Origin of the sequence: Microbacterium sp., assembly GCF_047972865.1 — a bacterium.
GTDB lineage: Bacteria > Actinomycetota > Actinomycetes > Actinomycetales > Microbacteriaceae > Microbacterium.
In genome coordinates, this window is the sequence record NZ_JBKEAY010000058.1 from 28,858 (window position 1) to 48,755 (window position 19,898).

A 19,898-nucleotide genomic window follows, 5' to 3' on the forward strand; every position below is an offset into this window, starting at 1 on the left:
GGGGTCCTCTCCTCGGCGTGCGGGTCTGCATCCCGGCGTGGCATCCACGATAACGACGCTCCGCCGCGCCGCAAGGAAGTCAAGGCTCGGCTAACCTCGGGCGGGCATCGGGCAGGCGATAGGGTTCGGGGCATGACGATCGCCGCCGATGCCCGCATCCTCGCCCTGGACGCGAAAGTGCCGTCGCTGCATCCGACGTCGTTCGTCGCCTCCGGTGCCCGCATCGTCGGCGAGGTTACCCTCGCCGAAGGGGCGAGCGTCTGGTACAACGCGGTCGTGCGCGCCGACAGCGCACCGGTCACCCTCGGAGCGGGAAGCAACCTGCAGGACAACGTCTCGGTGCACGTCGATTCGGGTCACCCCGTCGTCATCGGGCGCGACGTCTCCGTCGGCCACAACGCCGTCGTCCACGGGTGCACGATCGGGGACGGCACGCTGGTCGGGATGGGAGCGGTGGTGCTCTCCGGCGCCCGCATCGGCAACGGATGCCTGATCGCCGGGGGAGCGGTCGTGCTCGGCGGCACGGTGGTACCGGATGGATCACTCGTGGCCGGCGTGCCCGCGAAGGTGCGGCGTGAGCTCGACGATGAGGAGAAGGCCGGGCTGCTGCGCAACGCGCAGGTGTATCGCGGCCACTGCGCGAACCACGCCGGCGCGACCCCTGTGGAGCGCTGAGGCGCCAGGCCCAGGCCGCGCGGGACGGGTTTGCCAAGACGCTAGGAATAATGACAGGATCGGGGCGGGGAGCCGGGGGGCTCATCCGGAACGACGTAGATCGTTCCTGTTCTGGGGAGACGTATGGCGGCGTTCTGGCGCAGACGCGAGGAGCCCGACGCGGCTCCGAGCGCGGCGACTGAGCGATCCGCCGCACCCGTCGCCGAAGAAGGGGACGAGCTGTCGCGCCTGAGGGAGGTGTTCGGCCCGATCATGCACGAAGACGACACCGACCAGCAGGCCAAGCGCGTGGCGGGCCACGTCGCTTTCGCAACCGGCACCGACGACACGATGATGCGCTTCGCAGACGACGACGCGCCCACCGTGCCCCCGCCACTTGCTGCCTCACTCACACGACAGACAGGAGCCGACGTGTCCTCACTCGACCAGGCAATTCACGACCTTCTCTCCATCGACGGCGCCCTGGGCGCGGCTGTCGTGGATGTCAACTCCGGCATGGCGCTGGCCGCCGGCGGCGAGCCCGGATTCGACCTCAGCATCGCGGCGGCGGGCAACTCGAACGTCGTGCGCGCCAAACTGCAGACGATGAACGAGATCGGCTTGGCCGGCCAGATCGACGACATGCTCATCACGCTGGACAGCCAGTACCACCTCATCAACGTGCTGAAGGACGAGTCCCTGTCGGGGATCTTCGTGTACCTGGTGATGGACAAGGCGAAGGCCAACCTGGCCCTGGCCCGTCACAAGCTCACCGCCATCAGCCGCGGCATCGCGATCTGACGATGCGCGCCACGCGCCGGCCGCGCGTTCATCGTGGGGAAGGGGTGGAGGGGGCGACGGGAATCGAACCCGCACAACCAGTTTGGAAGACTGGGACTCTACCATTGAGCTACGCCCCCGCAGCGGCAGGCCGCGGCAACCACACGAGTCTACAGGTCGTTCTCCGTTAGACTGTACCTCGGCCGTTTTTGGCGGCGCCCGCCCCGCGAGCGCGACCGGGGCGTAGCTCAGCTTGGTAGAGCGCCCGCTTTGGGAGCGGGAGGCCGCAGGTTCAAATCCTGTCGCCCCGACGGCACGACCGACAGCCCGCGGGCGTGACGACGGCCACGGCAGGGATCGGCGATGATCGGATAGACTCGACGCCGGACCGTTTGGCCTTGCCCTGCCCGCGCGCGGGGATTCGGCGACGAATCGGAAAGACCCGGCATCCGCGTTCGTCGCGAACAGCCGCAGGATCGCCTTCTGTCGCCCGATACGGATCTCACAATCCACCGAAACCACACGCGAGTGCGGGACGTATCCACGAGGAGAACACACAGACATGGTCACCAGCAGCGTCGAGACGCTCAGCCCGACCCGGGTGAAGCTGCACATCTCGGTCACCCCCGACGAGCTCAAGCCCAGCATCACGCACGCGTACGAGCACATCGCCAAGGACGTACAGATTCCCGGTTTCCGCAAGGGGAAGGTCCCCGCGCCGATCATCGATCAGCGCATCGGCCGCGGCGCCGTCATCGAACACGCCGTCAGCGAGGGCCTTGACGGGTTCTACCGCGAGGCCGTGCAGGCCAACGAGGTCCGCATCGTCGGCCGGCCGTCGGCCGAGGTCGTCGAGTGGCCGAACGAGAAGGACTTCTCGGGCGACCTGAAGGTCGAGGTCGAGGTCGACGTGCGACCCGAGTTCGACCTCCCCCCGTACGACGAGATCACCCTCACGGTGGACGCGGTCGAGACCGACGAGGCCGCCGTCGACGAGGAGCTCGATCGGCTGCGGGCGCGCTTCGGCACGCTCGTGACCGTGGATCGGCCCGCGACCACCGGCGACTTCGTCGAGCTCGACCTGGTCGCCACGATCGACGACACTGAGATCGACCGCGCCGAGGGAGTCTCCTACGAGGTCGGTTCGGGCGAGCTCCTGGAGGGCATCGACGAGGCGATCGATTCGCTCACGGCGGGCGAGGACACGACCTTCCGCTCTACTCTCATCGGCGGTGACCACGCCGGGGAGCAGGCCGAGGTCTCGGTCACCGTCACGGCGGTGAAGGAACGCGAACTCCCGGAGGCGGATGACGACTTCGCGCAGATGGCCAGCGAGTTCGACACGCTCGCCGAGCTGCGCGAGAGCCTGGTGGAGCGCGTCTCCCAGCAGGGCGTGTTCGCGCAGGGCAGCGCCGCTCGCGACAAGCTGATCGAGACGCTCATCGAGCGCAGCGACATCCTGGTCCCGGAGCAGCTCGTCGAGGACGAGGTGCACCAGCACCTCGAAGGCGAGGACCGCCTCGACGACGACGAGCACCGCGCCGAGGTCATCGAGGCGAGCCAGAAGCAGTTCCGCACGCAGATGATCCTCGACAAGATCGCCGAGACCCACGACGTGCAGGTGTCGCAGGACGAGCTCACGCAGTACCTCATCCAGTCCTCGCAGCAGTACGGCATGGCGCCGCAGGAGTTCGTCGAGGCGCTGCAGCAAGGCGGTCAGCTGCCGATGATGATCGGTGAGGTGGCGCGCAACAAGGCTCTCGCCGTTGCGCTGGGCAAGGTGACCGTCGTCGACACCGCCGGCAACCCCGTCGACCTCACCGGGTTCATCGCCGAGGAGGAGGAAGCGGTCGCCGAGGACGAGGTTGTCGCCGAGGCGCAGGATCTCGCCGATTCCGCGGCGGATGCCGACGACGAGACGCCGGAGAAGTCCGACACGGAGTGAACCGAGCGAAGGGGTGGATGCCGCGGCATCCACCCCTTCGCCGTCGCCGCGCTATGCCGACGGCGAACACGGCCGGCGGCCGCGCGCGCCGTCGGTAGATTCGATGGCGAACGACATCCCGGAACTGGAGCACCCATGGCTGAACCCCTCATGGCGCAGAGCGTCTTCGACAGACTGCTCAAAGACCGCATCATCTGGCTCGGGTCGGAGGTGCGCGACGAGAACGCCAACGAGATCTGCGCCAAGATCCTGCTGCTGGCGGCAGAGGACTCGCAGAAGGACATCTACCTCTACATCAACTCGCCCGGCGGCTCGATCACGGCGGGAATGGCCATCTACGACACGATGCAGTTCGTTCCCAACGACATCGTCACCGTGGGCATCGGCATGGCCGCGTCGATGGGCCAGCTGCTGCTGACCAGCGGCACCAAGGGCAAGCGCTACATCACCCCGAACGCGCGGGTGCTGTTGCACCAGCCCCACGGCGGCTTCGGCGGTACCGCGAGCGACATCCAGACCCAGGCGCAGCTCATTCTCGACATGAAGAAGCGGCTCGCCGAGATCACCGCCGCCCAGACCGGCAAGACCGTCGAGCAGATCAACGCCGACGGCGACCGCGACCGGTGGTTCACCGCCGACGAGGCGCTCGAGTACGGCTTCGTCGACCACATCCGCGAACACGCAGCCGACGTCGCCGGCGGCGGCGGGACCGAGAACGGCACGACCGGAGGCACCGACCGATGAACACTCCTTCTTCCTTCGGCACGCCGCAGGGCCCGCAGTTGCCGTCGAGCCGTTACATCCTGCCCCAGTTCGAGGAGCGCACCGCGTACGGGTACAAGCGTCAGGACCCGTACAACAAGCTGTTCGAGGACCGGGTCATCTTCCTGGGCGTCCAGGTCGACGACGCGTCCGCCGACGACGTGATGGCGCAGCTGCTGGTACTGGAGAGCCAGGACCCCGACCGCGACATCGTCATGTACATCAACTCGCCCGGCGGCTCGTTCACCGCGATGACGGCGATCTACGACACCATGCAGTACGTGTCGCCGCAGATCCAGACGGTCGTGCTCGGCCAGGCCGCATCGGCCGCGTCGGTGCTGCTGGCAGCCGGCGCCCCCGGCAAGCGTCTCGCGCTGCCGAACGCGCGCATACTCATGCACCAGCCCGCCGTGGGGGAGGCCGGTCACGGTCAGGCCTCCGACAGCGAGATCCAGGCCGCCGAGATCCTGCGGATGCGCACCTGGCTCGAAGAGACCATGGCCCGTCACACGAAGAAGACCCAGGAAGAAGTCAACAAGGACATCGACCGCGACAAGATCCTCTCCGCACAGGAGGCCTTGGACTACGGCATCGTCGATCAGGTGCTCACCTCGCGCAAGCGCCAGCAGGCGGCACTGTCGTCCTGATCCGACACGGCGAAGCGCCCGCGCGGGGGCTTCGCCGTGTCGCAACGATTCCTCCACAGATACCGACGGCAATCCGCCGAACTGCCCCCGGCTACGGTTAGGCTCGGACTCAGGAGTACCCCCGTCCCCAGGAGGACCGCATGGCTCGCATCGGTGAGAGCGCCGACCTCTTCAAGTGCTCGTTCTGTGGCAAGAGCCAGAAGCAGGTCCAACAGTTGATCGCGGGCCCCGGCGTCTACATCTGCGACGAGTGCGTCGATCTATGCAACGAGATCATCGAAGAGCGCATGGCCGAGTCCAGCGACGGGCAGGTCTCCGACTTCGACCTGCCGAAGCCGCGCGAGATCTTTGCGTTCCTCGAGGAATACGTGGTCGGTCAGAACAGCGCCAAGAAGTCGCTGGCGGTCGCCGTGTACAACCACTACAAGCGGGTGCGGGCACACGCGGCGTTGCAGCCCGCCGAGCAGCGCGCCGACGAGGTCGAGATCGCCAAGAGCAACATCCTGCTGCTCGGGCCCACCGGATGCGGCAAGACCTACCTCGCGCAGACTCTCGCCAAACGGCTCAACGTGCCGTTCGCGGTGGCCGACGCGACAGCGCTCACGGAGGCGGGGTACGTCGGCGAAGACGTCGAGAACATCCTGTTGAAGCTCCTGCAGGCCGCCGACTTCGACGTGAAGCGCGCCGAGACCGGCATCATCTACATCGACGAGGTGGACAAGATCGCGCGTAAGGCCGAGAACCCGTCGATCACCCGCGATGTCTCCGGCGAGGGTGTCCAGCAGGCGCTGCTGAAGATCCTGGAGGGCACGACGGCATCCGTTCCCCCGCAGGGCGGGCGCAAGCACCCGCACCAGGAGTTCATCCAGATCGACACGACGAACGTCCTGTTCATCGTTGCCGGCGCGTTCGCGGGGCTGGAGGAGATCATCTCCTCCCGCGTCGGCAAGCACGGTGTCGGCTTCGGGGCCCCGCTGCACGACAAGGGCCAGGACCTCGACCTGTTCGTCGACGTGCAGCCGGAAGATCTGCATAAGTTCGGCCTCATCCCGGAGTTCATCGGGCGCCTCCCGGTCGTCACGGCGGTGTCGCCGCTGGACCAGGAGGCGCTGATCGAGATCCTCACCGGGCCCAAGAACGCGTTCGTCAAGCAGTACCAGCGCATGTTCGAACTCGACGGTGTGCAGCTCGAGTTCGAAGACGACGCACTGCGGGCCATCGCCGACCTCGCGATCTCTCGCAAGACCGGAGCGCGCGGGCTGCGCGCGATCCTGGAGGATGTGCTCGGGCCGATCATGTTCGAGATCCCCTCCACCGAAGACGTCGACCGGGTGATCGTGACGCCGGCATCCGTGACCGAGGGTGCACCGCCCACGCTCGTGCTGCGCCAGAAGCGCAAGAGCGCCTGACCCGATCCGTGTCGGCGTCCACACGCGGCGTGGCCGGCATGGGACGCATCATCTTCAACCCCGCAACGACGAGGTCATGCCGACAAATCCTCGATGCCGGCGCGCTCGATGAGATCGCCATCTCGATCGCCCCCGTGCTGCTCACCGGGGGCGCGCCGCTCCTGCCGCGCCGTGTCGAATCCGATCGCCTGCGACTGGTCTCGGCGAACGCGGTCGGGCAGTTCGCCCGCGTCGTCTACGCGGTCGCTCCGCCGCCGGCAGCGGAGCCAGGTCGGGATCGTCTGCGGGACCAGAGGGGGTCTCGGTGAGTGTGTTCACGTCCGTCCTCGTCAGGAATCCAGGCCGCGGCGGGCCAGCAGGGGCCCGATCTCGGCGTCGCGCCCCCGGAAGTCGCGGTAGGCCTCGAGCGGATCCTTCGATCCCCCCACACCGAGCAGACGCTCGCGGAACCGGTCGCCGTTGGCCCGGGTGAGTCCGCCGTTGCTGCCGAACCACTCGACGGTGTCGGCGTCGAGCACTTCACTCCAGATGTAGGAGTAGTACCCGGCGCTGTACCCGCCGCTGAAGACGTGTGCGAAGGAGGTGGACGTGTAGCGCGTGGGCACGACCGGGTTGGCGAGGCCGATGTCGGCGAGGGCGGTCGCTTCGAACGCCGCAACGTCGTCGATCGCCGCCGCTTCCGCAGGCGACAGCGCGTGCCACGCTTGGTCGAGCCAGGCAGCGGCCAGGTACTCGCTGGTGGCGAACCCCTGGTTGAACGTCTCCGACGCACGCAGCTTCTCCACGACCTCCGCCGGCAGCGGCGCATCGGTGTCGATGTGGCGCGCGTAGCCGGTGAGGATCTCGGGCCAGAAGATCCACATCTCGTTGACCTGGCTGGGGAACTCGACGAAGTCGCGGAACACGTTCGTACCGGCGAAGTGCGGGTACCTCACGCGGGCGAACAGCCCGTGCAGAGCGTGACCGAACTCGTGGAACAGGGTCGTCACTTCGTCGAAGGTCAGCAACGTCGGCTGCCCCGCGGCGGGCTTGGGGACGTTGAGGTTGGTCACCACCACCGGCGCGGTGCCGCGCAGCGCCGACTGCGACACGATCGCGTTCATCCAGGCGCCGCCGCGTTTGCTGTCGCGGGTGTACAGGTCGAGGATGTAGAGCCCCAGGGCGGTGCCGTCGGGGTCGTGCACCTCGAACACCCTCGCGCCGGGGTGATAGGCGGGGAGGTCGGCGCGTTCGGTGAAGGTGATGCCGTAGAGCAGGGTCGCGGCGCGGAACACCCCGTCCCGCAGCACCCGCTCGGCCTCGAACCAGGGCCTCAGGGCCGCCCGATCCAGGTCGTATTCCGCTTCGCGTACACGTTCGGTGTAGAACGCCCAGTCGTGCGCCTGCAACGCGAACGGCTCGTCTTCGGCATCGACCATCGCCTGCAGCGCAGCCTGTTCCCGCCGGGCGTTGGCCGCCGCGGGTCCGGCCAGCCGGCGCAGCAGATCCTCCACGGCCGCGGGCGAGCCCGCCGTCTCGTCGCTGGTGACGTGGGCGGCGTGGTTCGGATACCCCAGCAGCGCCGCCCGCTCAGCGCGCAGCCGCACGATGTCGCGCAGCACGGCGCGATTGTCGTTGTCGTTCCCGCGCGAGGCGCGGGCCCTGGAGGCGGCCATGATGCGTCGGCGGCTCTCACGCGAGGTCAGGCTGGACAGGTAGGGATGCCCCGTGAACAGGGTCAGCGTGACGACGTAGCGCCCCTCGAGCCCGCGGTCGGCGGCGGCCTGTGCGGCCGCCGATAGCTCGCCGTCGGTGAGTCCGTCGAGGTCGGCGGCGTTGTCGAAGATCACGGCGAGGTCGTTGGTGTCGGCCAGCAGGTTCTTCTCGAAGGTCGTCGTCAGCACCGACAGGCGCTGGTTCAGTTCGCTGAGGCGCCGCGTGGCGTCGTCGTCGAGGCCCGCCCCGGCGTGTGTCATCTCGGTGAACCACCGCTCGACGAGGTAGCGGTCCTCACCGGTCAGCCGGGCGTCGTCGCGGGTCTCGTGCACCGTGCGGACGCGCTCCAGCAGCGCCCGGTCGAGTTGGATCGCGTCGTGGTGGCGGGCCATTTTCGGTGCGAGGTCCTGCTCGATCGCCTGGACCTCAGCCGTGGCATCCGCGGAGGCGACGGTGTAGAAGGTGCGCGCGACCCGGTCCAGCAGGCCGCCGGCGCGTTCGAGGGCCGCGACGGTGTTGTCGAACGTGGGCGCGGCGGGGTTCGCGGTGATCGCATCGACTTCTTGGCGGTGCTCCGCGAAGGCGGCGTCGAACGCGGGCAGGTAATGCTCGGGCCGGATCGCCCGGTAGTCGGGCAGGTGGTAGGGCAGCGTGCTCGCACACAGGAGCGGGTTTTCGGCATCCGGCATTCGGCCAGCCTAGACGCCCGCACCCCGCTGCTCCGCAGTCACCACCGTACGGTCCCGGCGCACTGGCCCGCAGAGTGGGACTGCGGGAGGGGCGTTGTGCTGGGGACGCGTGGCGGTTGCCGGCTGCCTGCACCCGGCGAACGGGACGGCGGAGCCGGGGTCGGACGGATCAGGCGGCGTCGTCGGAAACGGTGACCTCGCCGGACGGCGTCTGCTCGACGATCACGCCGTTGTCGAGCTCGGCGATCGGACGGCCCTCCAGGAACGTCAGCGTCCAGCGCGGACGCGGGTCGGCGGCGACGACCTCGTCGATGGCGCGGATCTGCTCGTGCAGCGCGGGCGGCACCGCGGCGGGGATCTCCGCGCCGCTGGTCCACCGGGTTCCCAGTTGCATCACGCCTCCTGCGGGGCCAGCTCGACGGCGCTCACGGTGATCGTCTCCGCGTCACCGTACGCGATCTCGGCGATGCGCCCCACCGCCTTCAGGTCGCCTTCCGCCGACCGGATGGCGTTCAGCGCGGCATCGGGTCCCGCGATCCGCAGCGACGCCACCGGGGTCTTCTGCGACGCCGTCGCCTCGGTCTTGGCGCGGCGGATGCCGATGAGCGCGGAGCCGACGGCGCTGAGCACCGCCGGGTCGCCCTCGATCTGAAGCGGGGTCGGCCACGCGGCGGCGTGCACGGAGCCGGCTTCGAACCATGACCAGGCCTCTTCGGCCGCGAACGCCAGCACGGGGGCCAGCAGCCGCAGCAGGGCCGACAGCGCCAGCCGCAGCGCGAGGGCCGCGGACGCCTGCCCCACATCGGTCTGGTTATAGGCGCGTTCCTTCACCAATTCCAGGTAGTCGTCGCAGAACGTCCAGAAGAACGCCTCGGTGACCTCCAGTGCGCGGGCGTGGTCATACGCCTCGAACGCCGCGGTCGCTTCGCGCACCACCCGATCGAGGGTCGCGAGCATCGAGGCGTCCAGGGCGTGAGTGATGCGGGCATCCTCCGGCACCGGGAACGACAGCACGAACTTCGCGGCGTTGAGCACCTTGATCGCCAGCCGCCGCCCGATCTTGACCTGCGTCGGGTTCTGCGGGTCGAAGGCGGCGTCGGCGCCGAGCCGGCTGGACGCTGCCCAGTACCGCACCGCGTCGGTGCCGTGCGCGTCGAGGATGTCGGCCGGGGTGACGACGTTGCCCTTCGATTTCGACATCTTCTTGCGGTCGGGGTCGACGATGAAGCCGCTGATGGCGGCATCCGTCCACGGCGCGCGGTCGTCCTCGAGGGCCGAGCGCAGCATGGTCGAGAACAGCCAGGTGCGGATGATGTCCTGCCCCTGCGGGCGCAGATCGAACGGCGCGACGAGCTTCCAGAGCTCGTCGTCACGCTGCCAACCCCCCGCCAGCTGGGGGGTCAGTGATGAGGTCGCCCACGTGTCGAAGATGTCCTTCTCGGCGTCGAAGCCGCCCGGCACCCCGCGCTGCGAGGCGGTGTATCCCGGGGGAACGTCGATCGTCGGGTCGATCGGCAGACTCGTTGCGTCGGGCACGAGAACGCGGTTGTAGTCGCGCTCACCGTGCTCGTCCAGGGCGTACCACACGGGGATCGGCACGCCGAAGAACCGCTGCCGCGAGACGAGCCAGTCGCCGGTGAGGCCGTTTGTCCAGTTCTCGTAGCGGACCCGCATGAAATCGGGATGCCAGTCCATCTGCTGCCCCAGCGCGATCAGCCGATCGCGCAGTCCCTCGCCGCGGGCGCCGTTTCGCACATACCACTGCCGTGTCGAGACGATCTCCAGCGGACGGTCGCCCTTCTCGAAGAACTTCACCGGGTGCGTGAACGGCTTTGAAACTTCGAGCAGCTCGCCGGTGGCCTGCAGCTGCTCGACGATGGTCTTGCGGGCGGTGAACACCGTCTTGCCGGCCAGCTCCGCGTAAGCGGCCCTGCCGGCATCCGATGCGATCGCGTCGGGCGCCTCGGCGATCACGCGGCCATCCTTGCCCAGGATGGTGCGGTTGGGCAGGTCGAGCTCGCGCCACCAGATGATGTCGGTCACGTCGCCGAAGGTGCAGATCATCGCGATGCCCGAGCCTTTGTCCTGCTGCGCGAGCGGATGGGCGAGGATCGGTACCTCGACGTCGAACAGGGGCGTGCGCACGGTCGTGCCGAACAGCGGCCGGTAGCGCTCGTCCTCGGGGTTGGCGACGAGGGCGACGCACGCCGCGAGCAGTTCAGGGCGGGTCGTCTCGATGTGCACGTCGCCGGATCCGTCGGTTCTGTGGAACGCGAGCCGGTGATAGGCGGCCGGCTGATCGCGGTCTTCGAGCTCGGCCTGCGCGATCGCCGACCGGAAGTCGATGTCCCACAGCGTGGGCGCCAGCGCCTGGTAGGCCTCGCCGCGCTCGACGTTGCGCAGGAACGCGAGCTGGCTGACGCGGATGGTGTCGTCGGAGATGGTCCGGTAGGTCTGGGTCCAGTCCACCGACAGCCCCAGCTGACGGAACAAGTCCTCGAAGGTCTTCTCGTCCTCTTCGGTGAGCGCCTCGCACAGCTCGATGAAGTTGCGGCGGCTGATCGGGGTCTGGTCGGCCGGTTTCAGGCTCTTGGCGTTGCCGGCGAACGGGGGAGTGAATGCCGCGTCGTAGGGCAGCGAGGGGTCGCACCGCACGCCGTAGTAGTTCTGCACGCGCCGCTCGGTGGGCAGGCCGTTGTCATCCCACCCCATCGGGTAGAACACGGTCTTGCCGCGCATCCGCTCGAATCGCACCTTCACATCGGTGTGGGTGTAGCTGAACACGTGCCCGATGTGCAGCGAACCGGATGCCGTCGGCGGAGGCGTGTCGACGGAGTACACGCCGGTGCGTCCGACGGCGGCAGCGGCCGTGCGGTCGAACAGATACGTGCCCTGCTCTTGCCAGGCGGCATCCCACTTCTGCTCCAGGCCCTCCAACGCCGGCTTGTCGGGAATCTGCGCGTCGGTCATCGGGTCTCCAGAGCGATATGTGCGGCACTGTGTGAGCGTGCCTGAGTGTGCGGGATGTGCCCCCATTCTATCCGCGCGCGCGGCGCGCCGGGACGATCCGCGTGCCCCCGTCCGGCGTCCGCGTGGCCGAAGTCCGGCCACGATGGCAGACTGGGCGCATGTCCGTCCCCACCGATCCCGCCGCCCGATTCGCCGCCTACGCCCACCCCGAACGCCTTGTGTCCACCGCGTGGCTGGCCGATCATCTCGATGATCCCGGCTTGGTCGTGGTCGAATCGAACGAGGACGTGCTGCTGTACGCCACGGGGCATATCCGTGGCGCCCGGCACCTGGACTGGCACCTCGACCTCAACGATGCCGTGACGAGGGACTACGTCGACGGCGCGGCGTTCGCGCAGCTGATGAGCGCCCGCGGCATCTCGCGCGACGACACCGTTGTCGTCTACGGCGACAAGAACAACTGGTGGGCCGCGTACGCGCTGTGGGTGTTCACGCTGTTCGGTCACCGGGACGTGCGGCTGCTCGACGGCGGACGGGCGCTGTGGGCTGCCGAGGGTCGTGAGATGACGACCGACAAGCCCACGCCCACCCCGACCGACTACCCGGTCGTCGAACGCGACGACGCCGAGATCCGTGCGTTCAAGGACGACGTGCTCGGCTTTCTGGGTGGGCAGCTCGTCGACGTGCGTTCGCCGCAGGAGTACACCGGCGAACGCACGCACATGCCCGACTACCCCGACGAAGGCGCCCTGCGCGGCGGCCATATTCCCGGTGCGCAATCGGTGCCGTGGGCGCGCGCGGCTGGCGACGACGGCACCTTCCGCGATCGTGCCGAGCTGGAGGAGATCTATCAGCGCGAGAAGGGGCTGGATCCCGCCGAGCCGGTGATCGCCTACTGCCGCATTGGGGAACGGTCCGCCCACACCTGGTTCGTGCTGAACCACCTGCTGGGCTTCGACGACGTGCGCAACTATGACGGTTCGTGGACGGAGTGGGGCAACGCGGTGCGGGTCCCGATCGTGACCGGCGACGAGCCCGGCCGGGTTCCGGTCGCGTGAGCGACCTGCCCTCCGCCTTCGCCGCGATCATCGACGATTTCCAGGATCTCGACGAATCCGAGCGACTGGAACTGCTTCTCGACTTCGCCGGGACGCTCCCCGACCTCCCCGCCCGCTTCGCGGACGCGCCCGAGAAGCTGGAGGCCGTCGAGGAGTGTCAGGCCCCGGTGTTCCTGGCGGTCGAGGTCGGCGACGAGGGCGCGCCCGCGGGCCCCGATGCACCGGTGGCACTGTTCGTCAGCGCGCCGCCCGAGGCCCCGACCACGCGCGGCTTCGCGAGCATCCTGGTGGCGGGGCTTGCCGGGCTCACCGCCCAGCAGGTGCTCGATGTTCCCGATGACGTGTCGCAGCGTCTCGGATTGGCGCGCGCGGTCAGCCCGCTGCGGCTGCGCGGTCTGGCGGGCATGCTGCGGCGCATCAAGCGTCAGGTGAGCGAACAGGCCCGCCCCGCGGGCTGAGGCTGCGCTGCCGCCGGTGCCGCCGGCCGCGCTCCCGGGAGGTGTTTCGCGTGGGGGAGGGCCGTTGCGCGGTATCCGTTCTCCCGGGTGCGGATCTCCTCCCGTGCGGCACTGTGGTGAGGTCGCGATGACGGCGCCGCGTGCGCGAGCGGGCACGGCGCCCGCGTATGATGGGGGCACCAGCATCGATCCGGCCATCACCGGGGAGCTCGCGGAAGAACAGCGGCCCGCCGCCCAGTAGAACCGCGCGGGGCAGGCCCGTCACAGCCGATGGATGAGCGGCCGCGCCACAGCGGCAAGCGAGGTGGTACCGCGGTCGGATGATCGTCCTCGCAGGACCGAACGAACCCCTGCGAGAGACCCATGACCTACCCCCGTCCGTCCGCCTTCGGCCCGGCCGCAGACGTCGTGCCGAGCCCGCGCTTCCCCGAGATCGAACAGCAGATGCTCGACTTCTGGCAGCGTGACGACACGTTCCGCGCCACCATCGCTCAGCGGGAAGATGCCCCGGAGTGGGTCTTCTACGACGGCCCCCCGTTCGCCAACGGCCTGCCCCATTACGGGCACCTGCTCACCGGGTACGCGAAGGACGTGTTCCCCCGATTCCAGACGATGCGCGGACACAAGGTCGACCGGGTGTTCGGCTGGGACACGCACGGACTCCCCGCCGAACTGGAGGCGATGAAACAGCTCGGCATCACCGAGAAGAGCGAGATCGAACAGATGGGCATCGGTGCGTTCAACGCCAAGGCCCGCGAATCCGTCCTGGAATACACCCGCGAGTGGGAGGACTACGTCACGCGCCAAGCCCGCTGGGTCGACTTCGAGCGCGGCTACAAGACCCTCGACACCGGCTTCATGGAGTCCGTCCTGTGGGCGTTCAAGCAACTCCACGACAGCGACCTCGCCTACGAGGGGTACCGCGTGCTGCCGTACTGCTGGCGGGACGAGACCCCCCTCAGCAACCACGAGCTGCGCATGGATGACGATGTCTACAAGATGCGCCAGGACCCGTCGGTCACGGTGACCTTCCCGCTGGTCGGGGTCAAGGCCGAGGCGTTGGACCTCACCGGCGTGCGCGCGCTCGCGTGGACGACCACTCCGTGGACCCTGCCGACGAACCTCGCGCTCGCCGTCGGACCCGACATCGAATACGTCGTCGTGCCGGGGGGCCCGGCGGGGTCGGCTGATGTGCCGGCGGGTGACGACCGGGAGGGCGCCACGGCTCACCGCTACCTCCTGGCATCGGACCTGCTGGCCGGGTACGCGACCGACCTGGGTTACGAGCACGCGCACGAGGCCGCCGAGGCCGTGGAGCGCACGATCATCGGGTCCGATCTGGCCGACGTGCACTACGACCCGCTGTTCGACTACTACTCCGACACCGACACGTGGGGCACCGAGGGGGCGTGGCGAGTGCTCGTCGACGACTACGTCACGACCGTCGACGGCACCGGCATCGTGCACCAGGCTCCCGCCTACGGTGAGGACGACCAGCGCGTGACCGAAGCCGCCGGCATCCCCCTCATCCTGAGCCTGGATGACGGCGGACGCTTCCTCCCGCACGTCACCGACATCGCCGGGGAACTGTGGCTGGACGCCAACCGCCCGCTGATCCGCCTGTTGCGCGCCCGGGGCCGGCTGCTGCGCGAAGCGAGCTACGAGCACTCGTACCCGCACTGCTGGCGGTGCCGGAACCCCCTCATCTACCGCGCCGTGTCGAGCTGGTTCGTGCGGGTGACCTCGATCAAAGAGCGGATGCTGTCGCACAACGAGCGGATCACCTGGGCGCCCGAGTACGTCAAGCACGGCCAGTTCGGCAAGTGGCTCGAAGGCGCCCGCGACTGGTCGATCAGCCGCAACCGGTTCTGGGGGTCGCCGATCCCGGTGTGGCGAAGCGACGATCCCGAGCACCCGCGTGTCGACGTGTACGGGTCGCTCGCCGAGCTGCAACGCGATTTCGGACGACTGCCGCGCAATGAGCAGGGCGACGTCGACCTCCATCGGCCGTACATCGATGAGCTGACCCGGCCCAATCCCGACGACCCCAGCGGGCGCAGCACCATGCGGCGCATCGAGGACGTCTTCGACGTGTGGTTCGACTCGGGCTCGATGCCGTTCGCCCAGGTGCACTACCCGTTCGAGAACCAGGATTGGTTCGACGAGCACGCCCCGGCCGACTTCATCGTCGAGTACATCGGGCAGACCCGCGGCTGGTTCTACGTCATGCACGTGCTGTCGACGGCGCTGTTCGACCGGCCGGCCTTCAGCGGTGTCGCGTGCCACGGCATCGTGCTCGGCAGCGACGGACAGAAGATGTCGAAGTCGCTGCGCAACTACCCCGACGTGTCCGAGGTGTTCGAACGCGACGGGTCCGATGCGATGCGCTGGTTCCTGATGGGTTCGTCGGTGCTGCGCGGGGGCAACCTCGTCGTCACCGAAGAGGGCATCCGCGCGGGCGTGCGCGAGTTTCTGCTGCCGCTGTGGAACGCGTGGTACTTCTTCGCGACTTACGCGAACGCGTCCGGCGGGTACGAGGCGCGGTGGCGCACCGACTCGGCCGACGTGCTCGACCGCCACATCCTGGCGCTCACCGGCGACCTGGTGCGGGACGTGTCGGCCGATCTCGAAGCTCTCGACTCCACGCTGGCGGCGGCGAAGCTGCGCGAATTCGCCGAGGCACTCACCAACTGGTACATCCGCCGGTCCCGAGACCGGTTCTGGGTGGGGGTGACCGACGACCCCGCATCCACGGAGGCGTTCGACACTCTCTACACCGTGCTGGAAACACTCACCCGGGTCGCTGCGCCGCTCCTTCCGCTCGTGTCGGAACGCGTGTGGCAGGGCCTGACCGGCGGGCGCAGCGTTCACCTACAGGACTGGCCGGATGCCGCGGCGTTCGCGCCCGCGGCCGACATCCGCACCGCGATGGATGCCGTCCGCGAGGTGTCGTCGGTCGCCAACGCACTGCGCAAACGCGAGGGCAAGCGGGTCCGCCTTCCCCTGCCGCGGCTCACCGTCGCCGTCGCGGGGGCTGCCGGGCTCGCCCAGTTCGAGGCCATCGTGCGGGACGAGCTCAACGTGAAGGTGGTCGACCTGGTCGAGCTCGACGACGCGGTCGCCGAGCGCTACGGCATCCGTCAGCGGCTCGCGGTCAACGCCCGTGCCGCCGGTCCCCGGCTGGGCAAGCAGGTGCAGCGCGCGATCGCCGGGGCCAAGTCGGGCGCGTGGAGCGTGGCGGGCGACGGGGTCGTCGTCGACGGCATCCCGCTGCAGCCGGGCGAGTTCGACCTGACACTGGAGGCCGGCGAGGCGGGGGAGGACGCCGCGATCGCGCTGCTGGCCGGGGGCGGGTTCGTGCTGCTCGACACCGCCACGACGCCCGAGCTGGAGGCCGAGGGGCTCGCGCGCGACATGATCCGCGCCGTGCAGGACACCCGCCGCGCCGCCGGGTTCGACGTCAGCGACCGCATCAGCCTGACCCTGTCGTTCGATGACGAGGCCGACGCCGCCGCCGTGGTGACGGGATTCGACGCGGCCGATGTCGCCGGCGAGACCCTGGCGACATCGTGGCGGGTGACGACCGGTACCGCGACGTTCGCGGCATCCGGCGATGAGCCCCCCGCTTCCGAATTCGAGGCGACGGTGGCGGCGGGGGACTACGCCAACGAGGGCGTCGTGACGGTCGCCGTCGCGCGCGTCGCGGCACGACTGTGACACGCGCGATGGTCAGAATTGCCTCCGGCCGCCTCCGTCCGCGGCGCCGACCCCTGCTGGGGAGCGCGCGACACGGCGCGCGCCGGATGCAGAGACTGAATAATGGACGGCGGACGGAGGAGAGCCGATGAAGGATGAGGCCCGGGCGGATGCCGTCTATGCCGCGTTGCTCACCCGGCAGGGCGAGCAATGGGTGCAGCCGCGCGTCGAGCGCACCCAGCGCGTGTTGGACCTGCTCGACAACCCGCAGCGCACCTACCGGGTCATCCACGTGACCGGGACCAACGGCAAGACGTCGACCAGCCGCATGGCCGAGAGCCTGGTGCGCGCCCACGGGCTGCGGACGGGCCTGTTCACCAGTCCTCACCTGGAGCGGTTCACCGAACGGATCATGATCGACGGCGAGCCGATCGCGGATGCCGCCGTGGCAGACGCCTGGGAGGAGATCGCGCCGATCGTCGACCTCGTCGACCTCGAGCTGGCCGCCGCCGGCGATGCGGCGCTGACCTTCTTCGAACTGCTCACCGTGCTGGCGTTCGTCGCGTTCGCGGACGCGCCGGTCGACGTCGCCGTCGTGGAGGTGGGGATGGGCGGTGCGTGGGACTCGACCAACACCGCCGACGGGGACGTCGCGGTGTTCGCCCCCATCGACCTCGACCACGCCGACCGGCTCGGAGGCACGATCGCCGAGGTCGCGTCGGTCAAGGCGGGGATCATCAAGGACGGCGCCATCGCGGTGTCGGCGGCGCAGCATCCGGATGCCGAGCGGGTCCTGCGGGCCGCCGCGGCGGCCCGCCACGCGTCGATCGCTTTCGCTCCGGCCGATTTCGGCGTCGTCGATCAGCGGCTCGCCGTCGGCGGGCAGCAGATCACCGTCGCCGGCCTCGCCGGGGAGTACCCCGACGCGTATCTCCCGGCGTTCGGGGCCTACCAGGCCGAGAACGCGGCTCTGGCGATCGCGGCCGTCGAGTCGCTCATCGCCGGTGAGGGGAAACCGCTGGCGGCGGACGCGGTGACGGAGGGCCTGGACCGTGTCACCGTGCCCGGACGGTTGCAGCTGATCGGCGCCGCCCCGACGGTCGTGGTCGACAGCGCGCACAACCCGCACGGCGCGCGGGCTTTGGCCCAGGCGCTGCGAGACTCGTTCGACGTCGACGAATGGGGTGTGGTTCTGGGGGTGCTCGGCGACAAGGATGCCGCGGGCATCGTCGCGGCGCTTGCGCCGCTTGCCGCGCGCGTGTTCGTGACCGCGCCGGACTCGGAGCGTGCTGCCGACGCCGATCGCCTCGCCGACCTGGCGGAGGCGGCCGGTCGTATCGCCACGGTGCATCCCGAGCTGGCCGATGCCGTCGGCGCGGCGCGCGGATGGGCCGCGGACACACCGCGCCGTGCCGTCGTTGTCGCCGGCAGCGTCGTGCTCGCGGGGGAGGCGTTGGCGCTCGCGGCCGAAGAGGAATGGCTTCCCGGAGGAGCGCGGTGACGGCCCGCGCGCGGCGTCGCCGGGGCGCTGCGGAGTCGCTCGCGGCGGTCGTACTGGGGTTCGAGACGATCGTGGTCTTTCTCGGCGGGCTCGTGATCTACGGGCTCGACGCGCTCCCCGAGGGCATCGCCCCGTGGTGGGGGATCGTCGTCGGGACGGTGCTGGCGGTCCTCATGGCGGCCACCGTCGGTGTGTTGCGCCACTCGTGGGGGATCGGGCTGGGCTGGTTCTGGCAACTCCTCGTCGCCCTGGGTGCGGTGATCGTGCCGGCGCTGGGCGTCGTCGCGCTGATTTTCGGCGCGATGTACGGGTATGCCACGATCAAAGGCGGTGCCCTCGACCGGCGGAACGCCGCGGGGAGTCACCATGACGCGAACGGAGAATGACATGCCCCTGGAAGAGACCCTCGTCCTCGTCAAGCCCGACGGGGTGGCCCGCGGCCTGACCGGCGTGATCCTCGCGCGGATCGAGGCGAAGGGCTACGCGCTCGTCGACATCCGCCTGGTGGAGCCCGACCGTCAGATGCTGGAGCAGCACTACGCCGAGCACGTGGGCAAGCCGTTCTACGAACCGCTCGTGGAGTTCATGCTCTCCGGCCCGTCGGTGGCGATCCGCCTCGCGGGCAATCGCGTGATCGAGGGGTTCCGTTCGCTCGCCGGGACGACCGACCCCACGACGGCGGCGCCCGGGACCGTGCGCGGCGACTTCGGGCGCGACTGGGGCGTCGCGGTGCAGCAGAACCTGGTGCACGGCAGCGACAGCGCCGAGTCCGCGGCGCGCGAACTCGCGATCTGGTTCTGACCGGTCAGAGGTATGAGAGCCAGTCCAGCTTGAGCTGGGCCAGCAGCGCGACCAGTGCGTAGCTCAGGATCGCGATCAGCGGCACCCAGCTCATGAGCGACTCGAACACGCGCCGCGTCTTCTTGCCCACCGGCACGATGCCCGAGCGCAGCAGATGCACCGTGACGGCGTAGAAGCTCGGGATCGTCACCGACCACGTCACCATGCACCACGGGCACAGCGTGTGCAGGTCATAGATGCTCTGACTGATCAGCCACGCCACGAAGCAGAAGGCGAACAGCATCCCGCCCCAGAACAGGATCCAGAACCAGCGGGCGAAGCGCGCGCCGGCGAGGATGGCGAAGCCGACGACGATCGGTGCCATCCACGCGGTGAGTCCGATGATCGGGTTCGGGAAGCCGAACACGGCGCCCTGCCACGAGTTGAGGTTCTCGGTGCACTGCACCAGCAGGCTGAAGTCGCAGCCCGCGGCAGAGCCGGGGTTCTCGTAGGCGTGGAACTTCTCGACGGTGAGCTGAAACGCGGCATACCAGCCGACGACGCCGGCGAAGATGAGCCAGAAGGCGAGCACGCGGGGACGGGTATGGGTGAGGGGAGTCGCCATACTGACAATTATCCCATCGCCTCCCTGAACGCGGGGGGTGCGCGCCCACGTGGGAGCGATGCCAAGGGGGGTCGCGTCACGCTTTGCCGTCGAAAGTGCGATAATGGCAACGGCGACCTCGATGCTCACCCGCGTCGGGCGCCGATGAAGACTTCGGGCGATGACCGCCCAAGCAGTCCGAGCTGAGAGCCGACTGCAGACCGATCGAGTTCGCGGCTTCTCCCGAGGG

17 protein-coding genes and 2 tRNA genes are annotated in these 19,898 nt (G+C 69.1%); 14 read left to right on the forward strand and 5 right to left on the reverse strand.

Annotated features, from left to right (window positions below; genetic code table 11):
- The first annotated feature begins 132 nt into the window (after positions 1-132).
- Positions 133-675: a gamma carbonic anhydrase family protein gene (locus tag ACK5KK_RS03470; RefSeq protein WP_416888695.1), complete on the forward strand. Its 543-nt coding sequence runs from the start codon at positions 133-135 to the stop codon at positions 673-675.
- 123 nt (positions 676-798) lie between these two features.
- A complete protein-coding gene (locus tag ACK5KK_RS03475) occupies positions 799-1,455 on the forward strand; it encodes a hypothetical protein (RefSeq protein ID WP_416888696.1) in 657 nt (218 codons plus the stop codon).
- Positions 1,456-1,500: 45 nt separating this feature from the next.
- Here ACK5KK_RS03475 and ACK5KK_RS03480 read toward each other — a convergent pair.
- Positions 1,501-1,574, reverse strand: a tRNA-Gly gene (locus ACK5KK_RS03480).
- A 97-nt stretch (positions 1,575-1,671) separates the two neighbouring features.
- Between ACK5KK_RS03480 and ACK5KK_RS03485 the strand changes: the two genes are divergently transcribed.
- The 6 genes from ACK5KK_RS03485 to ACK5KK_RS03510 all read left to right on the forward strand — a co-directional run bounded on the left by ACK5KK_RS03485 (position 1,672) and on the right by ACK5KK_RS03510 (position 6,505).
- Positions 1,672-1,745: transfer RNA gene (locus ACK5KK_RS03485), tRNA-Pro, on the forward strand.
- 251 nt (positions 1,746-1,996) lie between these two features.
- Positions 1,997-3,379 (forward strand): trigger factor, encoded by a 1,383-nt coding sequence (gene tig / locus ACK5KK_RS03490; RefSeq protein WP_416888697.1) that lies wholly within the window; start codon positions 1,997-1,999, stop codon positions 3,377-3,379.
- Positions 3,380-3,514: 135 nt separating this feature from the next.
- Positions 3,515-4,123, forward strand: coding sequence for an ATP-dependent Clp protease proteolytic subunit (locus ACK5KK_RS03495; RefSeq protein ID WP_416888698.1), 609 nt, complete (start codon positions 3,515-3,517; stop codon positions 4,121-4,123).
- Positions 4,120-4,788 (forward strand): ATP-dependent Clp protease proteolytic subunit, encoded by a 669-nt coding sequence (locus tag ACK5KK_RS03500; RefSeq protein ID WP_416888699.1) that lies wholly within the window; start codon positions 4,120-4,122, stop codon positions 4,786-4,788. The genes ACK5KK_RS03495 and ACK5KK_RS03500 overlap by 4 nt, the downstream gene beginning before the upstream one ends.
- A 140-nt stretch (positions 4,789-4,928) precedes the next feature.
- Positions 4,929-6,197, forward strand: coding sequence for an ATP-dependent Clp protease ATP-binding subunit ClpX (gene clpX, locus ACK5KK_RS03505; protein ID WP_416888700.1), 1,269 nt, complete (start codon positions 4,929-4,931; stop codon positions 6,195-6,197).
- 38 nt (positions 6,198-6,235) lie between these two features.
- Positions 6,236-6,505: a hypothetical protein gene (locus ACK5KK_RS03510; RefSeq protein ID WP_416888701.1), complete on the forward strand. Its 270-nt coding sequence runs from the start codon at positions 6,236-6,238 to the stop codon at positions 6,503-6,505.
- Between the two features lie 21 nt (positions 6,506-6,526).
- Here ACK5KK_RS03510 and ACK5KK_RS03515 read toward each other — a convergent pair whose 3' ends face one another.
- From ACK5KK_RS03515 to valS, 3 genes are all read right to left on the reverse strand, one after another.
- A complete protein-coding gene (locus ACK5KK_RS03515) occupies positions 6,527-8,581 on the reverse strand; it encodes a M3 family metallopeptidase (protein WP_416888702.1) in 2,055 nt (684 codons plus the stop codon).
- Positions 8,582-8,750: 169 nt separating this feature from the next.
- Positions 8,751-8,975, reverse strand: coding sequence for a hypothetical protein (locus ACK5KK_RS03520; RefSeq protein WP_416888703.1), 225 nt, complete (start codon positions 8,973-8,975; stop codon positions 8,751-8,753).
- On the reverse strand, positions 8,975-11,551 hold the full coding sequence (gene valS / locus ACK5KK_RS03525) for a valine--tRNA ligase (RefSeq protein ID WP_416888704.1): 2,577 nt from the start codon (positions 11,549-11,551) through the stop codon (positions 8,975-8,977). Before valS ends, ACK5KK_RS03520 begins: the two co-directional genes overlap by 1 nt.
- A 158-nt stretch (positions 11,552-11,709) precedes the next feature.
- Between valS and ACK5KK_RS03530 the strand changes: the two genes are divergently transcribed.
- From ACK5KK_RS03530 to ndk, 6 genes are all read left to right on the forward strand, one after another.
- Positions 11,710-12,609 (forward strand): sulfurtransferase, encoded by a 900-nt coding sequence (locus ACK5KK_RS03530; RefSeq protein WP_416888705.1) that lies wholly within the window; start codon positions 11,710-11,712, stop codon positions 12,607-12,609.
- Between the two features lie 5 nt (positions 12,610-12,614).
- Positions 12,615-13,067 carry a SufE family protein gene (locus ACK5KK_RS03535; RefSeq protein WP_416888712.1) on the forward strand — a complete coding sequence of 151 codons (453 nt, stop codon included), beginning with the start codon at positions 12,615-12,617 and terminating at the stop codon, positions 13,065-13,067.
- Between the two features lie 363 nt (positions 13,068-13,430).
- Positions 13,431-16,784, forward strand: coding sequence for an isoleucine--tRNA ligase (gene ileS, locus ACK5KK_RS03540; RefSeq protein ID WP_416888706.1), 3,354 nt, complete (start codon positions 13,431-13,433; stop codon positions 16,782-16,784).
- Positions 16,785-16,911: 127 nt separating this feature from the next.
- Positions 16,912-18,264 (forward strand): bifunctional folylpolyglutamate synthase/dihydrofolate synthase, encoded by a 1,353-nt coding sequence (locus tag ACK5KK_RS03545; protein ID WP_416888707.1) that lies wholly within the window; start codon positions 16,912-16,914, stop codon positions 18,262-18,264.
- A complete protein-coding gene (locus ACK5KK_RS03550; RefSeq protein ID WP_416888708.1) occupies positions 18,261-18,650 on the forward strand; it encodes a DUF4233 domain-containing protein in 390 nt (129 codons plus the stop codon). Before ACK5KK_RS03545 ends, ACK5KK_RS03550 begins: the two co-directional genes overlap by 4 nt.
- Position 18,651: 1 nt before the next feature.
- Positions 18,652-19,065: a nucleoside-diphosphate kinase gene (ndk, locus tag ACK5KK_RS03555; RefSeq protein ID WP_416888713.1), complete on the forward strand. Its 414-nt coding sequence runs from the start codon at positions 18,652-18,654 to the stop codon at positions 19,063-19,065.
- 4 nt (positions 19,066-19,069) lie between these two features.
- On the opposite strand, the gene ACK5KK_RS03560 is transcribed toward ndk, so the two are convergent.
- Positions 19,070-19,669, reverse strand: coding sequence for a vitamin K epoxide reductase family protein (locus ACK5KK_RS03560; protein WP_416888709.1), 600 nt, complete (start codon positions 19,667-19,669; stop codon positions 19,070-19,072).
- Positions 19,670-19,898: the final 229 nt, after the last annotated feature.